Raw genomic sequence first — 22,254 nt, forward strand, 5'->3', positions numbered from 1 at the left:
TTTCAGACGTCCGAGGGCTCAGAAGGCGAGGATGAGGACGGCCGCGGCGTAGATCGCGGCGATCACCACGCCGTCGAATCCGAGCCGCAGCCAGCCGCGGCGCTGGCGGACCAGGAGCCCGCCGAGGAGGATCGCGGTCATCAGCAGCGAAGCGGTGGTCAGGAACAGCTGGTCGGTGTCGGCGCGGTGGTAGAGCGAACCGCCGCGGAATACGAGGTCGCCGACGACGAGGTTGAGCGCGTCGAGGGCGTTGCCGCCGATGACGGCCGCGATCGCCAGCGTCAGCGCGCCCCTGCGGACCGCGGCGATCGCCGCCACCGCTTCTGGCAGGGCGTTGACCACGCCCATGAGCACGCCGCCGACGAACCCGGCCTGGAGTCCGGCGACCACGACCAGGCTCTCGGCGGCGCGGGCGACCGCCCAGCCGCTGACCACCACACCGGAGGCGATCAGCGCGAACCGGGTCCACAGCCACGCCGACGACCGCTGCGGGTACGCGTCCTCCTCAGCCGGTCGGTCGAGGCGGGTCTCGCCGGTCGCGACCGCTGTCCACATCGGCTGGTGGTGGCTGCGGATGAGCTGGAGCCCGCCCGCGTACAGCGCCACCATGACGACCGAGGCCGGGTGGACGCCGGCGACCGTTGCCTCGGGGCTGAACGAGCCGAGCAGCGCGGTGGACAGCAGCACGATCAGCAGGCAGCCGAAGAGCATGTTCTGCTCGGAAGCGGCCGCGTGTTCGAGGTTGACGTTCCGGTAGGCCGCGTCGGCGATGACGATGGCCAGGGTCTGGGCGGCGATGCCGCCGACGGCGTTGCTGTAGGCCAGCTCGGGTTGATCGACCGCGGCGGACACGGCCGTCATCACGATGCCCGACAGCGAGGTGATCAGGCCGAAGAACACCGCGCCGAAGAACGCCTCGCCCCATCCGGTGCGGTCGGCGAGCGTGTCGCCGAGGCCGACCAGGCGGACTCCGCCCAGAGCCGTGGCCACTCCGGCGATCGCGAATACCGCCGCCGCGACTCCCGGCTCCCAGACCCCGAACAGCACTTCGCCCACTCGGCCAGCCTGGACCACATCGGCTGGTAGCGCAGCGATTCGTGCAAGAGGGAGCAGCGGACGGAACGGGCCGACTCCTCCGGCCCCGGTTCCCGGGCGGAGCTCCGCCCGGGAACCGGGGCCGCGCGCTGTCAGCTCGCCGTGCAGGTCACCTGCGGGGCGGCGGCGGGCCCGGCGGCGATGAAGCCGAAGACCTCGCGGGTCCGGCCGGCGGCGACCGAACCGTTCCATCCCACGTCCGAGGCGGTCACGGTCGAACCGGACTGCGACCAGTCGGCGTTCCAGGCCGAGCCGATCGACTGGGTCCCGGCCAGTTCCACGTCAGGTCCCAACCGTCGAGCCCGCTCGCGCCCGCGCTGACCGAGACGTTGCCCTGCCAGCCCGAGCCCCAGTCGTCGGCGGTCGGGCGGTCCTGCCGCAGCCGGCGGTTTCGGAGCGCGTCGTCGATGCCCCCGGCGATCTTGCCGCCGACCCATTTGGAGATGAGCGACTGTGCGACCGCAGACTCGATGGTGACGATCGGCTCGACCAAGCGGCACACCTCCGTCACGGTCCGGGATGCCTTGCACTCTACCGAACCTCGACGGACGCGTCGTGCTCCATCATGGGCGTATCCGGGTGTGAACGGATCCGCCGCAGGAGCGCGGGATCACTCGGTGGGCAGGTCCGTCAGCTCCGACCGGAGGTCCTCGATGCATTCTCCGATGTCGCCGGAGTAGCCCTCTTCGGCGCATTTGTCGCCGACGGCGTCGAAGACCAGCACGTACATGACGATGCCGATGATGAGCGCGATGATGCCGAGGATCAGGCCGGTGATCGACATGCCTTTGCCGGAGAGCCGCTTGCGGGCGGCGATGATGCCGACGATCCCGAAGATGATCGCCAGCGGGGCGAGCACGAAGGAGACGAGGTTGATGACGGGGATGAACGCCAGGACCAGGGCGATGATGCCGAGGACCAGGGCGGTGACAGCGAGGCCGTTGCCGCGCTTCGGTGCCGGCTCGGCGGCCGGGTCGGTCGAGTAAGTCACGTGGGCTCCCTGACTCGTATCGCTGCCGTATGCATCGGACTCGCGTGAGTTTAGGCGACCCGGTGGCCCCGATGGCCACTTTTGCGAAACCAGTGCCACGGCGATCGGCCGCCACATTGTCCACCGCAGCCCAATTCCGCCACAATGGACTCGGTATAGTCGCAGGCCCGAGGCCCGATCAAGATATCTACGGATCAGTAACAACTAGTGGTGCACAGTGATCGGTGATACGCTCCCACTAGCTATATCGGTACTTATCGATCTATTTGGCCTTCCTCCGACACGGGGCAAGGCGGTGATGACCTTGCAGATTCCCCCGCACGCACTCAGACGGCCGGCGGGAAGACCACCCGCTCAGGCCCGCTCAGGCCCGCCACGGGCCCCACCGGCGAACGCCGGCCGCCCCGCGGCACCGCATCCACGCCGAAAAATGCACGCCGAGCTGGCACTCGACGTGCACCAGGCACCTCACCTCGAGAACGAATCCACGCGATCATCATCCTTCAGGAGGCACCATGCCCATTTTTTCACAGTCCGGACCGACGCGCGTTCGGCACCGGCGACGCACCTTCCTCGCGGCCGCGTCCGCGCTCGTGATCCCCGCCGGTCTCCAAGCCGGGTCCTCGACCGCGCAAGCGGCCCCGGCCGACGGCGGCTACGAGTACGAGAAGACCGGTTACGGCAACCTCGCCGAACCCACCGTCCCCATCACCCCGAGCGTGGAGACCGACTTCGGCACGCTCGAGAACGGCGTCCGCACCTACCGCATCACCGCGGAGGTCTTCGAGCAGCGGATCGCGAACTTCCCGATCACCACCGCCACCGTGTGGGGCTACAACGGCTCCACCCCGGGGCCGACGCTCATCGCCTACGAAGGCGAACGGGTCCGCTTCGTGGTCACCAACGAGCTGCCGGAGCCGACGACCGTCCACTTCCACGGCATGCACGCCGACTACGCCAACGACGGCGTCGCGGGGATCAGCCAGGTCCCGGTCGATCCGGGCGAGACCTACACCTACGAGTTCACGCCCGGCCACGTCGGCACGTTCGCCTACCACTCGCACACGCACAGCGCCGTCCAGGAGCTGCGCGGCCTGGCCGGAGCGTTCATCGTCCTGCCGAATCGGCAGTACGAGTCGATCCGCGCCGACGTGGACGTGATGATGACCCTCCAGGGCTTCGCGTTCACCGCCGAAGGGGAGCTGGTCGAGCCGTTCCCCGAAGGCGGCGAGTTCCCCTTCCGCACCATCAACGGCAAGACCGGCGACGCCTCAGGCGGCACCATCGAGATCCAGGAGGGCGACCTGGTGCGGATCCGGGTCTACAACGCCTCGAACAACCTGCACTCGATGCACATGCACGGCCACGACATCGTGCTGGTCGCCAAGAACGGCCACGCGGTCCCGCAGGTGCGCGAGACGACCCAGAACGTCGGTCCCGGCGACTTCACGATGCTCGAATTCCGGGCGAACAACCCCGGGAACTGGCCGTTCCACTGCCACTTCCCGCACCACACCACCAACATGCAGCAGTCCGGGTACCTGGGAGCACCGGTGGGCATGACCCGCATCTTCCACTACGCGGGCGAGCCCGAAGTGCCGCAGGAGTACTTCAGCGACCAATCGTTCGCACCCGAGAACTGAGCTCATAGGCCGGTCCCCGCCCCGGCGGGGACCGGTCACTCACACTTGCGGCCCCACGCCTGGAACAGCACCGCCGTCGTCGACACCGGCACCATGCGGACACTCGACCTGCGGCGCAGGAGCCAGGCGAACAGGTCCCGGATCGACGGCCGGATGCCCCGCAGCTCCAGATCCACGCCGTGCCCGGCGCACTCGCGCACGAGCACCTCGCGGTCCACCAGGAGCGCCGGGTCGTGCACCCCGCGCGGCGCCAGCCCCGGGACGCGTTCGGCCAGACCGATCGCCAACCACCGGCACACGGCCGTGTCCGCCAACGTGTCGATCACCAGCAGACCGCCCGGCCGCAGCAGACGGCACGCCTCGGCGACCACTCCCGGCAGGTCAGGGACGTGCTCGAGGATCTCACCGGCCACGACCACGTCGGCGCACCCGTCGGCCAGCGGCACGGCCGCCACATCGCCGAGCACCGACTCGACCCCGTGATCGGCGGCCTGACGCAGCGACACCGCCGACACGTCCACCCCGATGTGCCGGTACCCCTTGCCGTCCACATGCGGCGCCAGCAGCCCTGCGCCGCAACCCAGGTCCACCAGGACCGCGCCCCGGCGGGACGCCGCCGGAATCATCTCCGCGCGGGCCGCGGCGAGCCAATGCAGCATCGCGAAGCGGCCGCGCGGCTTCCACCACTGGTCGGCGAGCCGGTCGTACAGAGCCGGATCGTTGCGCACCAGTCGTCCGCCTGAGCGTGCCGTGGTCCCGCGCATGCGACCAGAGTGGCACACTGGCGGCCGTGAGGCGGTTCCCCTCGGTGATTCGAGCGCTGGCGCTGGCATGCCATCCGGCGCCCGCGCTGGCGGTCACGGCCGTCGCCGCGGGACTCGCCGCGAGCACCGACCGGCCGGCCGTGGCGGTCCTGACCGTCACCGCGGCCGTGTTCGCCGGCCAGCTGTCCGTCGGCTGGCTCAACGACCTCATCGACGCCCCGCGCGACGCACGGGTGGGGCGGCTCGGCAAACCGGTGGCCTCCGGCGAGGTCGGTCCCGCGACCGTGCGCGGCGCCGTCGCGGTCGCGGCCGCGAGCGCCGTGCTCCTGTCGCTGCCCTCCGGCCCGGCCGCGACCGGCGCGCACGTGGCGGCCCTGGCCTCGGCCTGGTCCTACGACCTCGGCGTCAAGGCCACCGCCGCCTCGGCGCTGCCGTACGCGGTGTCGTTCGCTCTCCTGCCGGCGTTCGTGTCACTCGGCCTGCCCGGCGCTCCCCTGCCGCCGCTCTGGCTGATGGCGGCGGCCGCGGCACTCGGCTGCGCCGCCCACTTCGTCAACGTGCTCCCCGACCTCGACGACGACGCGGCCACCGGAGTGCGAGGCCTGCCGCACCGGCTCGGACCGGCCTCGAGCCGACTCGCCGCCGCGGCCCTGGTGCTGACCGCCTCCGCTCTGCTGGTGTTTGGCCCTCCCGGCACGCCCGCTCCGTTGACGCTGGTCGCCGTCCCGGTCGCGGTCGTCGTGGTCGCCGTCGGCCTCACGCTGGGCCGCCGCCCGCGTTCACGGGCCGCGTTCCAGGCCGTGCTGCTGGTCGCCCTCATCGATGTGGCGCTATTGCTCCAAAACGGAGTTTCGACCGCATAGTGTCGAATGGCGGGGTTTGGAGAACCGCATGCGGGGCACTAGTGACAGGAGCCGGCGACGCCTGGCCGGCGCCCGATTCGAGGAGTGAGCGCTTGTGACAACGATGGAGACCCTCACCGACGCGCGGCCCGACAGCGCCGGAGCGCTCGCCCTGGCCCAAGAGCTGGCGCCGCACCTGGCCGCCAGAGCGGCCGCACACGACCGGGAGGGCACGTTCCCCTCCGAGGACTTCGCGGACCTGCGGGAGGCGGGACTGCTCGGGCTGATGACGCCCACCAGGCTCGGCGGTTTCGGCGCCACCTTCGCCGAATACTCCAAAGTAGCCTCCGAGCTGGCGCGCGGCGCGGGCTCCACGGCCTTGATCTTCAACATGCACGCCTCCGTGACCGGCGCGCTGGCGCAGACGCCCGACGAGCTCGTCCGGCAGATGGGGGCGAGTGAGGAATACTTCGAGGCGCGCGACCGGGCACTGGCAGCAGCCGCCGAAGGAGCCCTGTACGGGGTCGCCATGAGCGAGCGCGGCAGCGGCTCGCGGCTCTCGCGCACCGCCACGACGTACCGCCGGACCGAGAGCGGCTACCGCATCACCGGCAGCAAGGCGTTCGTCTCCGGAGCCGGCCACGTCGACGCCTACCTGGTCACCGCGCGCGACCCCGAGGCCGAGGAGCCGCGGGTCTCCTACTTCCTCGTCCCGGCCGGAGCCGGCATCGACGTCGAGCAGACCTGGGACTCCCTGGGCATGCGCGCCACCGGCAGCCAGGACGTCCACTTCGATGTCGAAGTCGGCCCCGAGGCGCTGCTCGGCGGCCTCGAAGGACTGACGCTCCTGCTGGCCGAGGCGATGCCGCAATGGCTGGTGGCCTCGTACGCCGCCGTGTACGTCGGCGTGGCGCGGGCCGTGGTGGACGCCGCGGCCGAGCACGTCCGCGAACGCGGACTCGGCGGGCTCGCGGCCGTGCGATCGCGCCTGGGCCGCGCCGAGGCGGCGGTGACCGCCGCTGAACTGGTCGTCGCCAAGACCGCCGAGCGCATCGACGACGAACCCGGCGACGCCGAGACGAACCGGTGGGTGTGGCGCGCCAAGCTCGTCGCCGGCGACACCGCCTCGCAGGTGGCCTCGTCGCTGCTGGAAGCGGCCGGAGCCTCGGCCACGCGGCGGGGGCACCCGCTGGAGCGGCTGTACCGGGACGCCCGGTGCGGCGCGCTGCAGCCGGCCACCTCGGACGTGTGCGCCGACTGGCTCGGCGTGGCCGCCGTCGGCGACGACCCCGACCACGACACCGAGGTCGCCCGGTGGTGAACGCGCGGATCGCCGGTCTCGGCGCGGCGCTGCCTCCCGTCTACGGCCAGCGGGAGCTGTGGAACGACTTCTTCGCCGACCACTTCGCCGACAGCCGCGCCGCCGAGCGGGTCTTCAACGGCGCCGAAGTGCGCCGCCGCCACTCGATCACCGATCCGGCCGACTTCAAGGCCGCCTCGACGTGGACCACCGCCGAACGCATGCGCCGCTACGGCACCGAAGCGCCGCCGCTGGGCCACCGGGCGATCGAGACCGCATTGACCGACGCCGGCATCGACGCCGACGAGCTCGGCCTGCTCGCCGTCGCCTCGTGCACCGGCTACGCCACGCCGGGACTCGACATCCAACTGGCCGGGTCGCTGCCGCTGCGACCGGACGCGCAACGGCTCCTGGTCGGTCACATGGGCTGCCACGCCGCGATACCGGGACTCGGCGCGGTCGCCGACTTCACCGCCGCGCGCGGACGCCCGGCGGCACTGCTCTGCCTGGAACTCACCTCACTCCACGTCCAACCGGCCTCGGCCGAGGTGGAGCAGGTGGTGACCCACTCCCTGTTCGGGGACGCCGCCGCGGCCGTCGTGCTGCTCCCGGACGAACCGCGACCGCCCGGCCTGCGGGTCGTCGACATCGCCGCCCGCACCGACACCGACCGCAGCGGCCACATGACCTGGGACGTCACCGACCTCGGTTTCCGCATGGGCCTGTCCCCCGAAGTGCCCGACGCCCTCGCCGAGCAGATCGGCCCACTGGTCAAGGACCTGCTGTCCCGCCACGGGCTCGACCTGCCCGACGTCCGCGCCTGGGCCGCGCACCCGGGCGGCCCCCGCATCCTCGACGCCATCGAGGACGGACTCGGACTGCCGCCTGAGGCGCTGGCGGTCTCGCGCTCGGTCCTGTCCGAACACGGCAACTGCTCCTCGGCGACGGTCCTGCTGGTGCTGCGGGAACTCCTGGACCGGGCCGGACCCGACGGCCCGATCGTGGCCCTCGCGTTCGGCCCGGGCCTGTCCCTCTACGCCGCGCTCCTCGACCCCGCCTGAGGGGCGCCCCGAAGAGCGCCCGATGCGACCGATGAATTGAGCGCCTCCGCGTCGTCTTATCTGAGACGGCCGGGCCGACCTGTTCGGCCCGCACCTAGAGACGACAGGAGTCCTCGATGAGCAACCCGCAGCCGCTCGACCACACGTTCACCGCACCGATCGAGAAGGACGGCGCATTCCCGACCTTTCTGACCGTGCCCGGCTCGGCCGAACTGCTCGGGACCAGGAGGGCCGTGAAGGTGACCGGAACGATGGACGGCCACGAGTTCGCGGCGACGCTCATGCCCTCGGGCCAGGGCCCGCACTGGCTGCCGGTGAGGGCCGCCTTGTGCAAGGCCATCGGGAAGGACCGGGCCGGGGAGGCCGTGACCGTCCACTTGGAGCAGCGCCTCAGCTGAACATGTCACTGTGGAGCGACGGTGCGGGTCTGCGACAATGCGGTCATGTCCAACCCCCCTGAACTGATCGAATCCGGCCTCGAGGTCCTCATCGACTACGCGAAGCGCGGCGAGACCCTCACCTACGGCGCCTTGAACCGCGAACTCGACAGACCCTTCAGCCCGGCGAACCTGCGCGGTCGGATCGGACCGCTCTGCGACGACATCAACGACCTCCACGACGCCAAGACCGGACTCCCCTTCATGATCTCTGCGCTCGTCCACAACGAGCGCACCCGCCAACCGAGCGAAGGATTCTTCAAACTCGCCGCCGAACGGCAGTTCCTGCCGCTCACCGACGACCCGGACACGAGGCGGGCGTTCGTCGCCGCCCAACTCACGGCGATCCACGCCCACTACCAGCCCCGGTGACAGCGCCGTGCCCGCTCGCCGGGCCGTGGCTCAGTGGATCGATACCCAATAGGATATTTCCTATAGGATATAGGATCGGCTCCCTCTCGGAGCGCTCCTCGACCCGGGTCCGAGGCAATGGCGAGCAGAGACGGTTGGTCGGGTGCGGCGGTGCTGTGGAGGGCCCTTCCTGGGGACTCTGACAACAACGGCGGCCCCGCCGCCGCACCCGAGCTTTCAATCGGGGTGCTTCACGACCCGGCGGGCCTCGGACTCGATCCAGTCGCACCACTCGTCACCCCGCCAGGCGCCGTGCCATTGAATGTCGGCATTGCGACTGTCGAAGAAGTAGCAGACAGGGGAAGGGCCGTTGCCGTCGTTGCACTCGACCCGGTACCGAGCCGGATCCTCGGCGATCCGGTGCACCGTGAACAGCGCCGGGCCGCGTCGGAACTCCCCGAGGTACCCGTCAATCGTCACAGACACGGATCCTCCCGATCGCGGACCGGTCGCCGTTGTGGAAGACCATGAAGGCGCTGACTTCGGCCCACTCCCGCCATCCTTCGGAAGCCGACCGCCAGTTCCTCCCCCACGTGGCCTTCAGATCGCCGGAGTTCAAGCCGGAGACGATCAGGACGATGTCCTCGCAGTTCCCGTCGGTGTAGACCTGAAACGAGTCCGGAGCCTCGGCGCTCGACGCGCGGACTTCGAAGGTCCGGAGGCCGTCGGTGAAGCGGCCGCGCTCGACGGTGCCCGCGCTCGGCGATCGCAATCGGCTCGTGTCGCCCATGTGTCTTCTCCTCCCGTAGTGGAATGTGCCCGGCCAGCTGATCACAAGATATGGCCTGGTCAGGGCACGTGGAAACGGAAAGTTTCGCGCTAGCCGAACGGTGGATCGGAAGCGGTGTCCCGCTGAGAGCCGCTGAAATCGGGACAGCAAAACGGGACACCGAAAGTGGACTACTCACCGAGAGTGCTGCCTTGTGATCATGGAGGGGTGAGCACACCATCACTGGCACAATGGCGCATCGGCGTGATCCTCCGGGGGCTTCGGGAGGAACGCGGCATGTCGATCCGCGAGGCGGCGAATATGCTGGGCACCAATAGAAGCCGTCTCGAGCGGGTCGAGAAAGCCGGCAATCAGAAGGTCGATCCGGGCACTGTGACCGGCTGGGCGTTCAAGTACGGTGCCTCCGAACAGGTCATCCATGAGCTCGACACTCTCGCTATGCGCACCCGCGACATCGATTCCAACGGTTGGGAGAGCATCTACACCACGATGCCGAAGTGGTTCACCGCCTTCCTCACACTGGAGTGCGAGGCGGCGACGATCGACTCTTACGAATCGGAGTACATCCCCGGCCTCCTTCAGATTGAGGAATACATGGATGCCGCTGCGGCGGCCACTCCGTTCATGACCACCAGCGCGACCGAGGAGGCGCGACGTCTCAAGGTTCACCGTCAGAAGCTCGTGTTCGACCGTCCACCCGGAAAACTCGCGCGAATGCGATTCATCATCAGCGAAGCCTGCCTCATGCGGATCAGGCGCGCGAGTTTCTACGAGGCCCAGGTGGCGCGGATCTTGAAGATCGCGGGTCTGGAGAGCGTTGAGGTATACATCCTGCCAATGGATTACGGCCTCCATGCTTCGATGACCGGCTCGTTCAAGCTCATGGCATTCAATGGCCCGTACACGCCTGAGCTTCTCTACCTGGAGACGGTCCATGGAGCACGCTATATCGATGAGCGCCATTCCGTTTCCCGTGCTCGCGAGGTATTCTCGGACACCCTGACTCATGTCACGCGTGCCGAGGAGTACCTGAGCAATGCTGAGCAGTAATTGGCAGAAGTCCAGCCGCAGCCAGCCCCAAGGCGACTGCGTCGAGCTTCGCCAGCGCGGAGGCGCTGTCCAGGTCCGCGACTCCAAACTCGGCAACACCTCGCCGATCCTCGACCTGGACCGGTCGGCCTACGCCTCCCTGATCGAGGACCTCAAGCGCCGCTAGGCAACCACCAGGCGGCGGCCGGTGCTTCGGCCCGCCTAAGGAACCACTGACAAAGCGAAGGCGCGGCGGCCGATGGCCGCCGCGCCGGAGTCCCGGAGCTGGGAGCGTTCAGGTCCTGCGTCAGCTGCAGGTGACCGACGGCCAGGTCCAGTTGCCGTTGTGCTTGATGGTCAGGCCGAAGTTGTTGCCGCTGCCGTTGGGCGTGCAGACCATCCGCTGGGCGGTCGGCCATTCGGCGTTGCAGCTCCAGTACGCGATGACTTCGGCCGGGCTCGGGGTGTCGAGCACCACGCGCCAGTCGCTGGAACCGGAAACCGAGACGTTCAGGTTGTAGCGGTCGCTCCACTGGCTGCCGGCCGACAGCGTCGCGGTGCAGGCGCCGCCGCCACCGCCGTCGCCGCCGTCGCCGCCATCGCCCCCGTTGCCTCCATCGCCGCCGCCGGAGCTGCCGACGGTGATGTTGGAGCTGCCGCTGCTCTGGTAGCCCTCGGTGGCCATGATCATGTAGTAGCTGAAGGAGCCGAGGTTGAGCCCGTGGCTGGCCCAGGCGTCGAAGTGGGTGCCGGTGTTGATGGTGCCGCTGCTGCGGTGGCTCTGCCGGACGCTCCAGTACTGATCGAACGTCGCGGTGCCCTCCACCGACGGCTTGTCGTACCGCGTCGACTTCAGAATGGTGTACTCGCCGCCGTCGTCGTAGACCGTGCCGAGCCGGTCGGCGCCGCTGCTGGGGTTGTACGGTCCGTGGGATTCGACGATGTAATACTCCACCAGCGGGTTCGACGTCCAGCCGTAGAGGGCCAGGTAGCCGTTGCTGCCGTGGTTGACCCAGCCGTCGTACTGGACCGACCGGCGGCCGCCGTTCGCCCAGCCCTTGCCGCAGACGAAGTTGCCGGTGTTGCTCCACTCGGTGCTGTAGTTGCCGCCCGAGCCCATCGTCATGGACACACTGCCTTGAGTGTCGGTCCAGAACGAGTAGTAGTAGCCGTCGTGCGTGCCCTCCTGGTTGGACGTGATCGTCTGCTGCGCATTCGCGGTGCCGGGCACCAGGAGTCCTGCGGAGCCGAGCGCCAGCGCACCGCCTCCGAGCATGAGGCCCCTGCGGCTGAGGAGCGGTTGCTGGCCGGATTCGTTCTCCATATGGCCGTGTTTCCTCTCTGTCAGGGCTGGCGGGGGCGCCAGCCGGGCGCAGGTCGATCTCGCGGCGGCCGCGGTGGCGGTCGTCGCGTGCGGGAGTCGCCCTACGCGGGGAGATCTGACCGGTCAACATGACGCAGACCGGGATGATTCGGGCTGGAGGACCCGAACTTGCACTTATCGATTACCATCGATGCCACTAGCATGCCTAGAAGCGGACCGCTTGTCAATAAGTTCCGGAAATTTTCCGATAATGTTGCCCCGTACGTCAACAATGGAAGCAGCCGTTTTCCCAGCTAACATGGGGTGCGATGGTACCAAAAAATCGATAGAGCTCAATCCAGTTCATGGACGTCGATACATACCCGCCATGGTTGCGTCGTAACTTTCAGTTTGATTCCGGAAGTATCGGTGCGGTCGCCGGCACCAGCCAGTTCCTACTCCGCGAGGTCCCGCAAGAGCCTACGAGCGGCCACCAGCAGCGCCCCCTCGATCTCGATCGAGATGCCGTCCGCGGCACGACCCATCTCGACGTCGTACTCAAGCGTCTCGTACACCTCCGACGGGATGTCCACAGGAGCGTCGCTCTCCGGCGGGGTCCCGCACCCGAGCCGGCCCAGCCGCTCCTCGAGCTTCGAGGCCGCCACGTCGAGCACGTGCGCATACGGACGTCGGAAGCCCACGGGAAGCGCGGCATAGGGCGCATCCTCCTTCCCGATCTCACCGAGCGAACCGGCTATCGACTCCACCGAGGCCCCGACCCGGCTGACGAGATCAGCGGCGGCGCGGTAGTCCTCCACGGCCTCCAGGTTCCGCTCCCGCGGCGGGCGGGGATTGAGCAGGAGGCTCTCGTGGCCTCTGCGCAGCTCTTGGACCGACTCGGAGACGCGGCCGTCCAGCCGCTCGGCCCGGTGCGCCCAGTCGCGAGTGTCGGCCGGGTCCAACTCGCCGGAGAGCCCCTCGGCCACATCGCGCAGCAACCTCACCGCCTCCTGGCCGCTCCTGCTGCAGGTCTCCCTCACGGAGCGGACCCGCAGGGGCGGGAAGACCAGGAGGTTGACCGCGGTGCCCACCACGACGCCGATGCCGGTCTCCATCAGGCGCGAGACGATGTCGGCGTCGTCGATCTCGCCGAGCGTGACCAGGAACAGCGCCGTGAACGTGACATAGAGCCCCTGGTCGCCCAAGCGGGGCCACTGGCCGAGCAGCACCGCGATCGGAACCACGATCACCAGCGCGAGCTCCGTGCCGGGGAGTGTGACGCCGCCCAGGTACGCGAGGCCGAGGCCGATGCACACCGCCGTCACCTGCCGCACGCCCGACAGGACCGACCAGTAGACCGTGTTCCTGACCATGACCAGGGCGACCCAGGGCGCCAGGTACGGCAGCGGCAGCGAGAACAGATGGGCGGCGACCAGCCATGCCGCCACGGCCGCCAGCCCGGACTTCACCGCCTGAGAGGCGGTCTCCCGCGCCAGGCTGTCGGGGCGGGGTATCGAGCGGAAGAACCGGGCGCCCTCCTTGGCATCCGAGGCGACGGCGTCACGAAGCGATCGAAGCGGCATGAAGAGAGGACTACCCTGTCAGCGCCGCGATACCCCGTCCCGGCGGTCCGCGCGAGCGGCGCACTTCACCTGACTTTGTGGAATCACCTCCTTGTTCGGGTTTATCGGCCGCGCCACGGGGCACATGCCGAATAGTGAGTGCCTCCCGGCGGCGGGCCCCGGCCCCGATCGCCGCTCCTCATCCGCAGTACTGCGGGACTTCGCCGCCACCGGCGCCGAGTTCCGTACATGAACCACAACTCCTGCGCACCGCCTCCACGGTGCACAGAGGGCGAGCCCGTCCGCTCCTCACCGGACGGTCCGCGCCCGCCTGCCGCCGGAACGCCGAACCGACCCCCGAAGGGAACCCCCGTCATGAACGCAGCCGAGTGGCTGATCTCCGCCGTGTGGGCCGCACTCACCGTCTACACACTGTTCAGCGGCTTCGACTTCGGCCGGGCGTTCTGGGACCTGCAGGCCGGCTCTGCCTCCCGTGGGCGGGAACGCCGACGACTCATCGACGGGACGGCCGCTCCATTGCGGGAAGCCAGTCACTTGTGGCTGATCTTCGCGGTCATGCTGTGCTGGCTCGGCTTCCCGGACGCCTTCGCGGCGGTGACGTCCACGTTGTACCTGCCGCTCAGCGCCGCCGCGCTGGGCATCCTCGTCAAGGGAGCCATGGTGACGTACCGCAGAGCCTCACCCGACCACGGCCGGAGGAGAGGTCTCGAACAGGCTCCCGCGATCGTGTCGCTGGTGACGCTCTTCCTCCTCGGCTCGGCCGCAGGAGCCATCGCCTCGGGCCAGGTGCCGCCAGGCATCGGCGAAGGCGACCCGATCGGCAGCTGGCTCAGCCCGACAGCGACCGTCGCCGGGCTCCTCACGGTCTCCGTCGCGGTGTACCTGGCCGCGGTGTCCCTGTGCGGGGACGCCCGGCAGACCGGCCACGACGACCTCGCCGACGAGTTCCGCTCCAAGGCCATGGCCGCCGCCGCCGTCACCGGCTCAGTGGCGATGCTCGGACTCCTCATGAGCCGCTGGGACGCGCCGTGGCTTTACCACGGGCTCGCGACCGACGGTTTGCCGTACGCGCTGACGGCCGTCGCCGCCGGAACCATCTCGATTCCGATGCTGGTCGAGCGCCGCTATACGACCGCTAAGGTGACCGCCTGCATCGCCACCGCCACGCTCCTGTGGGCCTTCGCCGCCGCTTTGCACCCGTGGATCCTGCCGCCGCACACCACCATCAACGACGCCACCGCAAACGCCGGAGCCCTACGGGAGCCCCCGGTCGTGGCGACCATGGTGATCCTGGCAGCCGTATGCGCCCGCTCCCCACTCCTACGAGGCCCGATCCTCCACAGCCTGACCCGCACCCACTGAGCCTGTTTCATCAGTGGTGAGTTGAGTTGCAGGGCAAGAAAAAGCTCCGGGTAGAACAGCAGTCGCCAAACAGACAGTCCCCCAGGAGCTTCTTGTGCTGTTCTACCAAGCCGCGCTGCCGTTATCCACCACGACCCTCCGCCGCACCTCGGCCCTGATCCGGGCCACCGGCGCAGTATCGGCTCGCACTGGCGGCTGCTCGACCCCTGACAACAGGCCCTGCTCACCCTCGCGCACCCGCACAAAGGCGAGCGGCTGGCCGACCTCGCGGCCGGCTTCGGCATCTCGACCGCGACCGTGTGGCGGCGCACCCGCGAGACCATCCGCCTGCCCGCCCGCGCTCCAGGCATCCGCGATGCGCTGCGGCACGGAAAGCGGACCGGGGGCGCCTTCGTGATCTTCGACGGCACCGGCATCGACCGCAACCAGATCGACCGGCCTTTCTATTCCGGCAAACATAAACGTCGCGGCATGAACCTCTCGAACAGCAGTACTAGGCCACCGTCGCCCAGCAGCAGCTCCACAGGTCACCACGAAACCAACCCTGTATCTCAGCCGGTGCGATTCAGATATCATCCAATTGGCCCGTGCCACTCGGGAGCAAGCTCGGCGCGCGACCACAGCTTTTCGAACTGCTGCTTCGCAATCCTACGCGCTTGAAACTCCGGCTCGAGATTCCACACTTCCGGGGGATCCGTTGGCACCTCTGCCACACCCACCTCATCGTTCTCATGAGCTTCATCGGCAGCAAGCAACCTACCGTCGCGAAATCTCACAACTTTGCGGACCTCGTAGCCATCAGCTCCAACTTCACTATAGAAAGCAATCGGGTCGCCCGGATCGTCGTGGAGCCAATTAAGCTCCATGTACCAGACGTCGGATTGCCTGTTTTCCTGCATCATCACTTCCCCATGCACCAGCCAGCACTGGATTCAGAAACTTAGGCTCTATACCGGCATATTCCTCCCGTGCCTGGCTATTCTACCTCTGATATTCAATGAACCCGAATTCGGTACGACATACACGCCTGTCCGACCCTTGGTTACATTGAGCCCTCTTGTGTATATGCCTACATAGTGCGTGTACTTGTACTTGTTCGGAACTCGTATGAATCGCGAGGCCAACTGAGCAGCTCTGAATGTTCCAGGCTTAATGTCGGTGAGATATTGGCCATCCCCGTATCGGGCGTCTCGAGGATTGTTCTCCCTCAGCGAGGCACGTAGCTCACCACTCTCAAGGATGCCGTTCATCCCCCGCTCATTCGTGTAGTGGTACAGAACCTCTGGTATATCGTCGTCGTCATCGCTTTCACATTGCTTGACTCCATTGTTATGGGCAAGGAGGTCGGCCGGACCTGCCGCGACTCTGTAGGTGTGGACTCGCTCTACCGTGAGGTTGTGGGTGTCGGTGACCGCTTCGCGGTGCTCAACCGCAGTCACCTGCACCCATGTGCCCGCGCTGGTGTGGAGCCACGAACCGGCTTCGAGGTTGCGGGCAGGCTCCCAGTCCGCGGCCGTCCAGCTCTCCGGACGCTCCTCGGTGTCCGTGGTCCAGAACGGGTGTCCGGCGGTCGCCGTGACCTCGCCATCCCCTTCGCCGTCACCATCGGTGTCGACAGTGACCTCCACCAGCTCACGTTCTTGCGCCGGCGTGTGATGTGTTGCCAGAACCTCTGCGGCTATCGGTTCGCCCGTCACCGCGTCGGTGGCCAGCACTTCGTCGCCGACTTCAAGGTCCTTGATCGGGACCGCGGTGCCGTCGGCGAGGACGACCTCGGTGCCCGGCACGAACGACTTGCGTCCGCAGCTCGAACCACTGCTGTTGGAGTTCGCCCCTCCGCCGTCGGTGGCGCTGGGGCCCTTTCGGCCGCCGGGTCCGATCGCTTCGGAGGCGCAGTCCATCATCGTCCCGGTCGCACACGTATATGTAGTCGAGGCGACATCGACGACCGTGCCCACCGGGCCCGGGATCATCGAGGCCACACCGACCGCACAGTCCACGGCCGCACCCGAAGCACAGGTCTGCGCCGTGTCAATGGCACCGGCCCCGATGGCCACCGCCCCCGCGGCGAGCGCGACCACCTGTCCGCCCGGCACGAACGCGGCCACCGTAGCCACCGTCCCGGCGACCGTCGCGATTGTGCCCGCGTTGTCCTTGACCCAGTCCGTGGCGCTGCCGGCCACGTCGGAGACCGTGTTCGCCATCGCCTCGGCGCCGGACTTCGCCTTGTCAACCAGACCGCCGAGGAACAACCCCGTCGGGTCCGCGAAGGTGACCGGATTGTGGTTGGCGTAGGCGTAGCCGTTGATCTGCTGGTCGTCGCCTACATCGATCACCGGGTCGATCGACATGAACCGCCCGAACAGGGCGTCATACGATCTCGCGCCGAGCTCGAGCAGCCCGGTCGGATCCTCCACGCCGCCGACCCAGCCCTGCTGGCCGAACCATTCGCCGGACCGCTCGCCGCGCACCATCCCGTACGGGTCGAAGTACCGGACGTTCACGTTCGAGTGGCTGACCGCGTTGATCGAATGCGTCGCCGTGCCCTGCGGGTTCACACCCGTGTAGCGCCAGTTGCTTCGCGCCACGCCCGTGGCGACGGCCACGGTGTGTCCGGCGTGCTGGAAGTAGCGGCTGGTGTCGAGCGTGTCGGCGACCTTGTCCCACACGATCTCCGTGTCCGGCAGGAACAGCGTCGCGCTGTCGCCGTCGTCGCGGATCAGCCGCTGACCATCCGGGTCGTACACCATCCGGGTCTGGTCGTCGCCTTCGTTGACGATCGTGTTGTTTCCTTCGGCGTCCCATTCGAAGATCTGGACGTCGCCGTCGACTTCGCGGCTGGTGGTGTTGCCGGCCTCGTCGTAGCCGAACACCGCGCGGGAGCCGTCCTGTGCGACGACCTCGATCGGCGCATGCGGTCGAGCCCCGCCCGCAGCCGGGTACGAGAACGTCCGCTGGTCATTGTGGCCGGTCAATTGGAGCGTGTCCGAGACGCGGTTACCGGCGGCGTCGTAGGTGTAGGTGTTCCAGTAGGCCGCCGGTCCCCCGACGATCGCTGAGCTGCCCGTGGCGGCGCAAGCCGTCTCGCCTGCCTGCGACCACGCTTCGGCCAGGCGCTGCTGCGCGTCGTAGTTGAAGCACTGGGTCTCCCAGCGCGGTTCGTTGCCGAGCGGCTTGTCGACCACCGACTGGATGTTCCCGGCGTCGTCATAGGTGTAGTTCACGTCCGCCACGTGCGGGTTGGTCGTCTCGTGGCCGAACACGAACCGCTCCAGGCGCCTCGTGGTCTCGTCGTATTGGAAGCCCTGATAGGCGTGCTTCTCTGCCGACGAACCGAGTCGACGCGTCTGGATCTCGCCGAACGGCGTATACGTGGCGTCGTCGACCAGTACGTAGTCGTTGCTGCCCACCGAGGTCAGGACGTAAGTGGGGTTGCCGACGGAGTCGTAGCCGAACTGCATCCCCTGGTTGGTGGCGATCGATCCGGCCGGAGAGTATCCGCGGGTCTTCATCTGGCCGTTGTCGAAGAACGACTGCGTCGTGTAGTAGGTGCCGGCGAGGTCCCCTTCCGAGGCGGGGATCGTCATGGTGGTGGCCTGCGCTCGTCCAGCGCTGTCGTACATCAGGATCGACTCGGTGTAGGCGTTGCCGTCGGCCCAGCGGGTAGAGCTCGCCGGGAGACCCTTGCCGCCGCTGACGGTGTCGAACGTCCACGACGTCAGCAGCGTGCCGTCGCCGTCGCGCCGCTCGGTCATGCGACCGAGCGAGTCGTAGGTGTACCGGAGCGTGTCCCCTCGAGCGTCGGTGGTCGATTCGGTCTGACCGGCCGCGTCGTAGACGGTAGTGGTCGTCCCCGCGTCAGGGTCGGTGGTCGAGACCTGACGGCCGCGCAGGTCGTACTCCCACTCCCACCGGTTGCCGGCGGGGTCGGTCATCGACGCCATCTCGCCCGAAGGCGTGTAGGTGTACGTCAGCGCGTCGTACGCGCCGGTCGGCTCGTTGGAGTGGAACGTGCGGACCTCGACGGCCTGCCCGAGCGCGTCCTCGATCGTGGCCTCGGCCGGAGCGCCGTCGGGCGGGGAGACGGTCACCTGATAGCCGTCGGCGGAGCCGCCGTACGCGGTCGTGGTGCGCCACAGCTCGTCGTGGCGGTTGAACTGGATCTCGTCGGTGACGCGCCCGGCGGCGTCGAAGTCGAACTCGACGCGGTTGGCCGAGTCGCCGCGAGCGACCGTGGCGAGGGACGTCGCCGGCGGACTGGTGTTGAAGTTCGGGCCGCGTTTCTCCTCGACCCGCCCGTGGGTGTCGTACCGCTCCTCGGTGATGACCCGGCCGCCGCCGGTGGTGTCGGTCTGCGTCTGCCGCAGTCGCAGCATCGAGTCGTACAACTCGATGGAGGTGATGTAGGAGCCCTGGGTGTTGAGCTCCTTCGTCGTGATCGCCGAAGGCCCGGAATCGCGCAGGTTGTATGCGAAGGTCATCGACGCGGACTCGCCGCCCGACCGGCTGCGCCCCGGCAGCCACACCGAAGTGGTGCGGCCGAACGAGTCGTAGGTGATCTTGGTGATGCGCCCGTTGGCGTCGACGATCTTGGTGGCCTGCCCCCAGGCCGGGTCCAGGTGGACGGTTTCGACGTGCCCGGCGGGGTTGGTCTTGACGGTCTTGGTCACCGGTCCGGCGCCCGACGGGGTGAACGCCGTGGTGGTGGTCCTGCCGAGGGCGTCCTCGACGGCCGTGGCGCGTCCGACCGCGTCGTAGGTGGTCCGCTCGGAGGTCACATAGGTCGCCGTCCCGCCCTCCGGCCACGAGTCGAGCACGGTGGTACGGGTGAGCAGGCCCTTGGTCGGCTCGTCGTTGATCGAACCGTGGCCGTCGTAGTAGTAGCGGTTCGCCGCCAGCACATCGCCGGGTCGGCTCGGATCGGTCGAGCACGGTACGGCGACGGTCTCGTCCCTGCGGGGCAGGCTGTAGAGGTTGGCGGTGGCCGAATCGGCGTACCAAGTGCGCTTGCAGGTCTCGTCTCCGGAGGCCGCCAGGTCGCCGTGGTCGGTGACCGCTGTGGGACGCCCCAGTCCGTCGTACTCGGTCGACGTCCGCGAACGCTGCCACGTGGAGCCGGTGAGCAGGCGCCGCGAGTCCTCGCGGGACGGCGCGGTCAGCCAGGCTTCATAGGCACCGCCGTCGTGTGACTGGGAGGCGCGCTTGGAAGTCCAGTAGCGGGTGGTCGAGCCTTCGATGACTTGGGATCCGTTGTAGCTCAGTTCCTCGAAGACGCTGCCCGACAGCGCTTCATGGTCGGTGACGCTGTTGCCCTCGGCATCGGTGACCGAGACGCTGCGGGTGCCGCCGCTCGGCAGCGGCTGCCCGTTCATGCCGCGGTAGTAGCGGGTCCGGGTCGTCTCCTGCGGTCCGTCATAAGGGTCGCCGACCCGAGTGGTCACCTGCGCGTAGCCGCGCCATTGGCTGTAGGTCCGTTCGGGCTTGCGGGTGTGGGCGGAGTCGTCCCAAGCCCACAGCACGCTCGTGCCACCGCCGGAGGTCGAGTAGTCGTAGAACGTCATGACCGCCGGCGATTCGGTGACCGGGTCGGTCTGGGTGACCTCGGTGACGACGTACTTGTGGAACCAGTCCTCGACCGTCTCGGACTGTCCGCGGGGCTTCGACAGCCTCGGGTAGCACCGCTTGGAGTTCGCCGACTTCGTCGGCAGCGTGTCGCACTCCGGTTCGGAGTAGCCGATGTTGATGACCGATCCGGTCTCGGTCTTGATCGACGACATCCGCCAGCGCCACAGCGGGATGCGGCCGGCGGCGTCGACGCGGTTCGCCAGGGCGTAGCCGCCGAATTCCAGTTTGGGTAGTGACAGCGTATCGCCGGAGGCACGGCCGGTCTGCTGGATCGACTTGAGCCACAGAACGACCTGGTTCTCAGAACCATAAGACTTGAACTCGTGGGTCAACTTCCACTCGTCGACCGTGCGCCAGGAACCGCCGTCTCGGACCTGTGTGCTTATCTGCGTGAGTTTCTTGGTCTCGAAGAACACCGGAGCGAACTGGGTCGCGCACGGCGCTTCGGAGCAGTGGAGGTCCCACGGCACTTCCGGCCACGAGTCCTCTTTGGGGTCGCCGGAGGCGTCGTAGCAGTCGGAGTCGCACCGGTCGGCGGTGGTGAACACGATCCGGCCGGTGGCCTCAACCGTGGAGTCCCCTTCTCGGAGGCCGTACTCGATGCTGGAGAGATACGCCTCGCGGGTGTACGAGGTCCGGTTGTCCTCGTCCCCGGCGGCGCCGTAGTAGCCGCTCTTGGTCGTGTACTCGTAGCGGACCATGTTGCCGAGCGGGTCGACGGCCTTGTCGAGCATCCACCGGTAGGCCTGCTTGCAGGAGGAGTCTTTGAACGCCGTGGCGTTGCACGGTTCGGAGGAGTCGTTGCCGAAGACCGGCACGGTGAGCCGCGAGGACGACTCGACGCCGAAGTGGTACTCCGCGCCGTCCTCGGTCGTGATGCGCCAGCGCTCCGTGGTCGAAGCGGACGAGGTCGCGGCGGAGCCGAGCTTCTCGATCTTCCAGGCCGCGCCGTTCTCCGCGTACCACTTGCCGGTGTCGTCGTCCTTGAGCAGCGTTGCACTGACGCCGTTGAGCGAGACGGTGATGTGGTTCGACGCGCCGTCCCAGCACTGGTCGGCGGTGAAGTCGTCCTTGTCGTTGTTGGAGTTGGAGTCGGCGTCTTCGGAGCACGCCGCGTAGGTGCGCTCGATGAAGCCGGGCTCGTAGGACCAGCCGTCGCCGACCCACGACGCCTGGTTGTTGCGCCCCGAGGTGCGGCCGTCGTGCACCGCGGAGGAGTACGACAGCGACAGTTCCGGCACCGGGCCGTCGGCGGGCGGCACCGCGATCGGAATGTCGTAGGTGAAAGCGCCGGTGTTGCTGCCGGCCTCCCAGGTACCGATGGGGTTGATCTTCGTCGCCGAGTAGTCGCCTGCCTCGCCGCTGCCGCCGTCGGCGGTGGCCGCGACCGCCAGCAGCATCGGCTCGGACCGGGTCGACTGCTCGATCTGGGCGTTCTTGACCGAGTCGCTCTCGAGGTCGACGGTGAGAGTGTCGGCGTCGGTGTCGTTGCTCGATTCGACCGGAGTAGCACCGTCGCACTGCGGAGCCTTCGCGGCCTCGACCGCACATGCGGGCAGCGAGAAGACCTCGAGGCGGTCGGGCCATTCGGCCCCGTAGGCCGCTTCGATCGCCGAGTAGTCGATCTCGAGTTCGCCGGACGGTGCGTCGCCGCCCGGTTCGACCTCGAGCACGACACCGTTGATTCCCAGCTCGGAGGCGGTCCCATCGTCCAGTACTGCGACCTCAGTGCTGGTCCCGTCCTCCGAGGTGAGGGCGACCTCGACGGCCTCGGCCACCGATTCGATCGGCGCCGGCGGCTCCCAGACCTGGTGCGCCGAAGGGTCGACCCCGTCGACGTCGACGAGTGGGAGCTCGTCGACCTCGACGGCCTCGTCGGTCTCGATGTCGTCGGCCGACTGCGCCCAGGCGGGCAGTGGGGTCGCGACCATCAATGTCGCGCCGAGCAGCGAAATCGCGGCGAGCGTCGTGGCCTTGCGCAGGAATGCCATGGGTCTGAACGGCTTCCAGGAGGGCGCGTCGGGCTGAGGACTTGAGTTCATGACGGGGTCTTCACTTCCGTTGCGTCGAGGGGCGGG

19 protein-coding genes and 1 pseudogene are annotated in these 22,254 nt (G+C 68.2%); 10 read left to right on the forward strand and 10 right to left on the reverse strand.

Translation table 11 applies throughout. The annotated features are described in order from the left end of the window. Positions 1-18 precede the first annotated feature (18 nt). From ACYVL2_RS13080 to ACYVL2_RS13090, 3 genes are all read right to left on the reverse strand, one after another. Positions 19-1,047 (reverse strand): sodium:calcium antiporter, encoded by a 1,029-nt coding sequence (locus tag ACYVL2_RS13080; RefSeq protein ID WP_460544040.1) that lies wholly within the window; start codon positions 1,045-1,047, stop codon positions 19-21. A 140-nt stretch (positions 1,048-1,187) separates the two neighbouring features. Then, entirely contained in the window at positions 1,188-1,388 is a 201-nt protein-coding gene (locus ACYVL2_RS13085; RefSeq protein WP_460543959.1) for a cellulose binding domain-containing protein, read from the reverse strand. 317 nt (positions 1,389-1,705) lie between these two features. Continuing rightward, complete coding sequence (locus ACYVL2_RS13090) at positions 1,706-2,086, reverse strand: DUF4190 domain-containing protein (RefSeq protein WP_460543961.1); 381 nt, start codon at positions 2,084-2,086, stop codon at positions 1,706-1,708. A 515-nt stretch (positions 2,087-2,601) separates the two neighbouring features. Here ACYVL2_RS13090 and ACYVL2_RS13095 point away from each other — a divergent pair. Beyond that, positions 2,602-3,729 (forward strand): multicopper oxidase domain-containing protein, encoded by a 1,128-nt coding sequence (locus ACYVL2_RS13095; protein ID WP_460543963.1) that lies wholly within the window; start codon positions 2,602-2,604, stop codon positions 3,727-3,729. A 35-nt stretch (positions 3,730-3,764) separates the two neighbouring features. On the opposite strand, the gene ACYVL2_RS13100 is transcribed toward ACYVL2_RS13095, so the two are convergent. After that, positions 3,765-4,493, reverse strand: coding sequence for a methyltransferase domain-containing protein (locus tag ACYVL2_RS13100; RefSeq protein WP_460543965.1), 729 nt, complete (start codon positions 4,491-4,493; stop codon positions 3,765-3,767). Positions 4,494-4,519: 26 nt separating this feature from the next. Between ACYVL2_RS13100 and ACYVL2_RS13105 the strand changes: the two genes are divergently transcribed. From ACYVL2_RS13105 to ACYVL2_RS13125, 5 genes are all read left to right on the forward strand, one after another. Next, the gene (locus ACYVL2_RS13105) at positions 4,520-5,356 is read left to right on the forward strand and encodes a UbiA family prenyltransferase (RefSeq protein WP_460543967.1); all 837 of its coding nucleotides are present in this window, start codon (positions 4,520-4,522) and stop codon (positions 5,354-5,356) included. Between the two features lie 103 nt (positions 5,357-5,459). Then, positions 5,460-6,656, forward strand: coding sequence for an acyl-CoA dehydrogenase family protein (locus ACYVL2_RS13110; RefSeq protein WP_460544043.1), 1,197 nt, complete (start codon positions 5,460-5,462; stop codon positions 6,654-6,656). Continuing rightward, a complete protein-coding gene (locus ACYVL2_RS13115; RefSeq protein WP_460543969.1) occupies positions 6,650-7,696 on the forward strand; it encodes a type III polyketide synthase in 1,047 nt (348 codons plus the stop codon). Before ACYVL2_RS13110 ends, ACYVL2_RS13115 begins: the two co-directional genes overlap by 7 nt. A 116-nt stretch (positions 7,697-7,812) precedes the next feature. After that, a complete protein-coding gene (locus ACYVL2_RS13120) occupies positions 7,813-8,094 on the forward strand; it encodes a DUF1905 domain-containing protein (protein ID WP_460543971.1) in 282 nt (93 codons plus the stop codon). Between the two features lie 45 nt (positions 8,095-8,139). After that, on the forward strand, positions 8,140-8,505 hold the full coding sequence (locus ACYVL2_RS13125; protein ID WP_460543973.1) for a hypothetical protein: 366 nt from the start codon (positions 8,140-8,142) through the stop codon (positions 8,503-8,505). Between the two features lie 216 nt (positions 8,506-8,721). Here ACYVL2_RS13125 and ACYVL2_RS13130 read toward each other — a convergent pair whose 3' ends face one another. Together ACYVL2_RS13130 and ACYVL2_RS13135 are read right to left on the reverse strand one after the other, a co-directional pair. After that, positions 8,722-8,964, reverse strand: a complete 243-nt coding sequence (locus ACYVL2_RS13130) for a hypothetical protein (RefSeq protein ID WP_460543975.1) — start codon at positions 8,962-8,964, stop codon at positions 8,722-8,724. After that, the gene (locus ACYVL2_RS13135; RefSeq protein WP_460543977.1) at positions 8,954-9,274 is read right to left on the reverse strand and encodes a hypothetical protein; all 321 of its coding nucleotides are present in this window, start codon (positions 9,272-9,274) and stop codon (positions 8,954-8,956) included. Before ACYVL2_RS13135 ends, ACYVL2_RS13130 begins: the two co-directional genes overlap by 11 nt. A 207-nt stretch (positions 9,275-9,481) precedes the next feature. On the opposite strand from ACYVL2_RS13135, the gene ACYVL2_RS13140 reads away from it, so the two are divergent. Both ACYVL2_RS13140 and ACYVL2_RS13145 read left to right on the forward strand, forming a co-directional pair. Beyond that, positions 9,482-10,324, forward strand: a complete 843-nt coding sequence (locus ACYVL2_RS13140; RefSeq protein WP_460543979.1) for a Scr1 family TA system antitoxin-like transcriptional regulator — start codon at positions 9,482-9,484, stop codon at positions 10,322-10,324. Further along, positions 10,311-10,490: a DUF397 domain-containing protein gene (locus tag ACYVL2_RS13145; RefSeq protein ID WP_460543981.1), complete on the forward strand. Its 180-nt coding sequence runs from the start codon at positions 10,311-10,313 to the stop codon at positions 10,488-10,490. The genes ACYVL2_RS13140 and ACYVL2_RS13145 overlap by 14 nt, the downstream gene beginning before the upstream one ends. A gap of 120 nt (positions 10,491-10,610) precedes the next feature. On the opposite strand, the gene ACYVL2_RS13150 is transcribed toward ACYVL2_RS13145, so the two are convergent. Both ACYVL2_RS13150 and ACYVL2_RS13155 read right to left on the reverse strand, forming a co-directional pair. After that, positions 10,611-11,627: a glycoside hydrolase family 11 protein gene (locus tag ACYVL2_RS13150; protein WP_460543983.1), complete on the reverse strand. Its 1,017-nt coding sequence runs from the start codon at positions 11,625-11,627 to the stop codon at positions 10,611-10,613. A gap of 434 nt (positions 11,628-12,061) precedes the next feature. Further along, entirely contained in the window at positions 12,062-13,189 is a 1,128-nt protein-coding gene (locus ACYVL2_RS13155; protein WP_460543985.1) for an FUSC family protein, read from the reverse strand. Between the two features lie 354 nt (positions 13,190-13,543). Here ACYVL2_RS13155 and ACYVL2_RS13160 point away from each other — a divergent pair, with 354 nt between their 5' ends. Next, complete coding sequence (locus tag ACYVL2_RS13160; RefSeq protein ID WP_460543987.1) at positions 13,544-14,551, forward strand: cytochrome d ubiquinol oxidase subunit II; 1,008 nt, start codon at positions 13,544-13,546, stop codon at positions 14,549-14,551. A gap of 94 nt (positions 14,552-14,645) precedes the next feature. After that, positions 14,646-15,031, forward strand: a pseudogene (locus tag ACYVL2_RS13165) (helix-turn-helix domain-containing protein); the annotation flags it as partial. A 92-nt stretch (positions 15,032-15,123) separates the two neighbouring features. On the opposite strand, the gene ACYVL2_RS13170 reads toward ACYVL2_RS13165, so the two are convergent. Further along, positions 15,124-15,468 (reverse strand): DUF6881 domain-containing protein, encoded by a 345-nt coding sequence (locus ACYVL2_RS13170; protein ID WP_460543989.1) that lies wholly within the window; start codon positions 15,466-15,468, stop codon positions 15,124-15,126. Positions 15,469-15,498: 30 nt separating this feature from the next. Next, on the reverse strand, positions 15,499-22,218 hold the full coding sequence (locus ACYVL2_RS13175; RefSeq protein ID WP_460543991.1) for an HYD1 signature containing ADP-ribosyltransferase family protein: 6,720 nt from the start codon (positions 22,216-22,218) through the stop codon (positions 15,499-15,501). Between the last annotated feature and the right edge of the window lie 36 nt (positions 22,219-22,254).

Source organism: Glycomyces halotolerans (genome assembly GCF_054779575.1).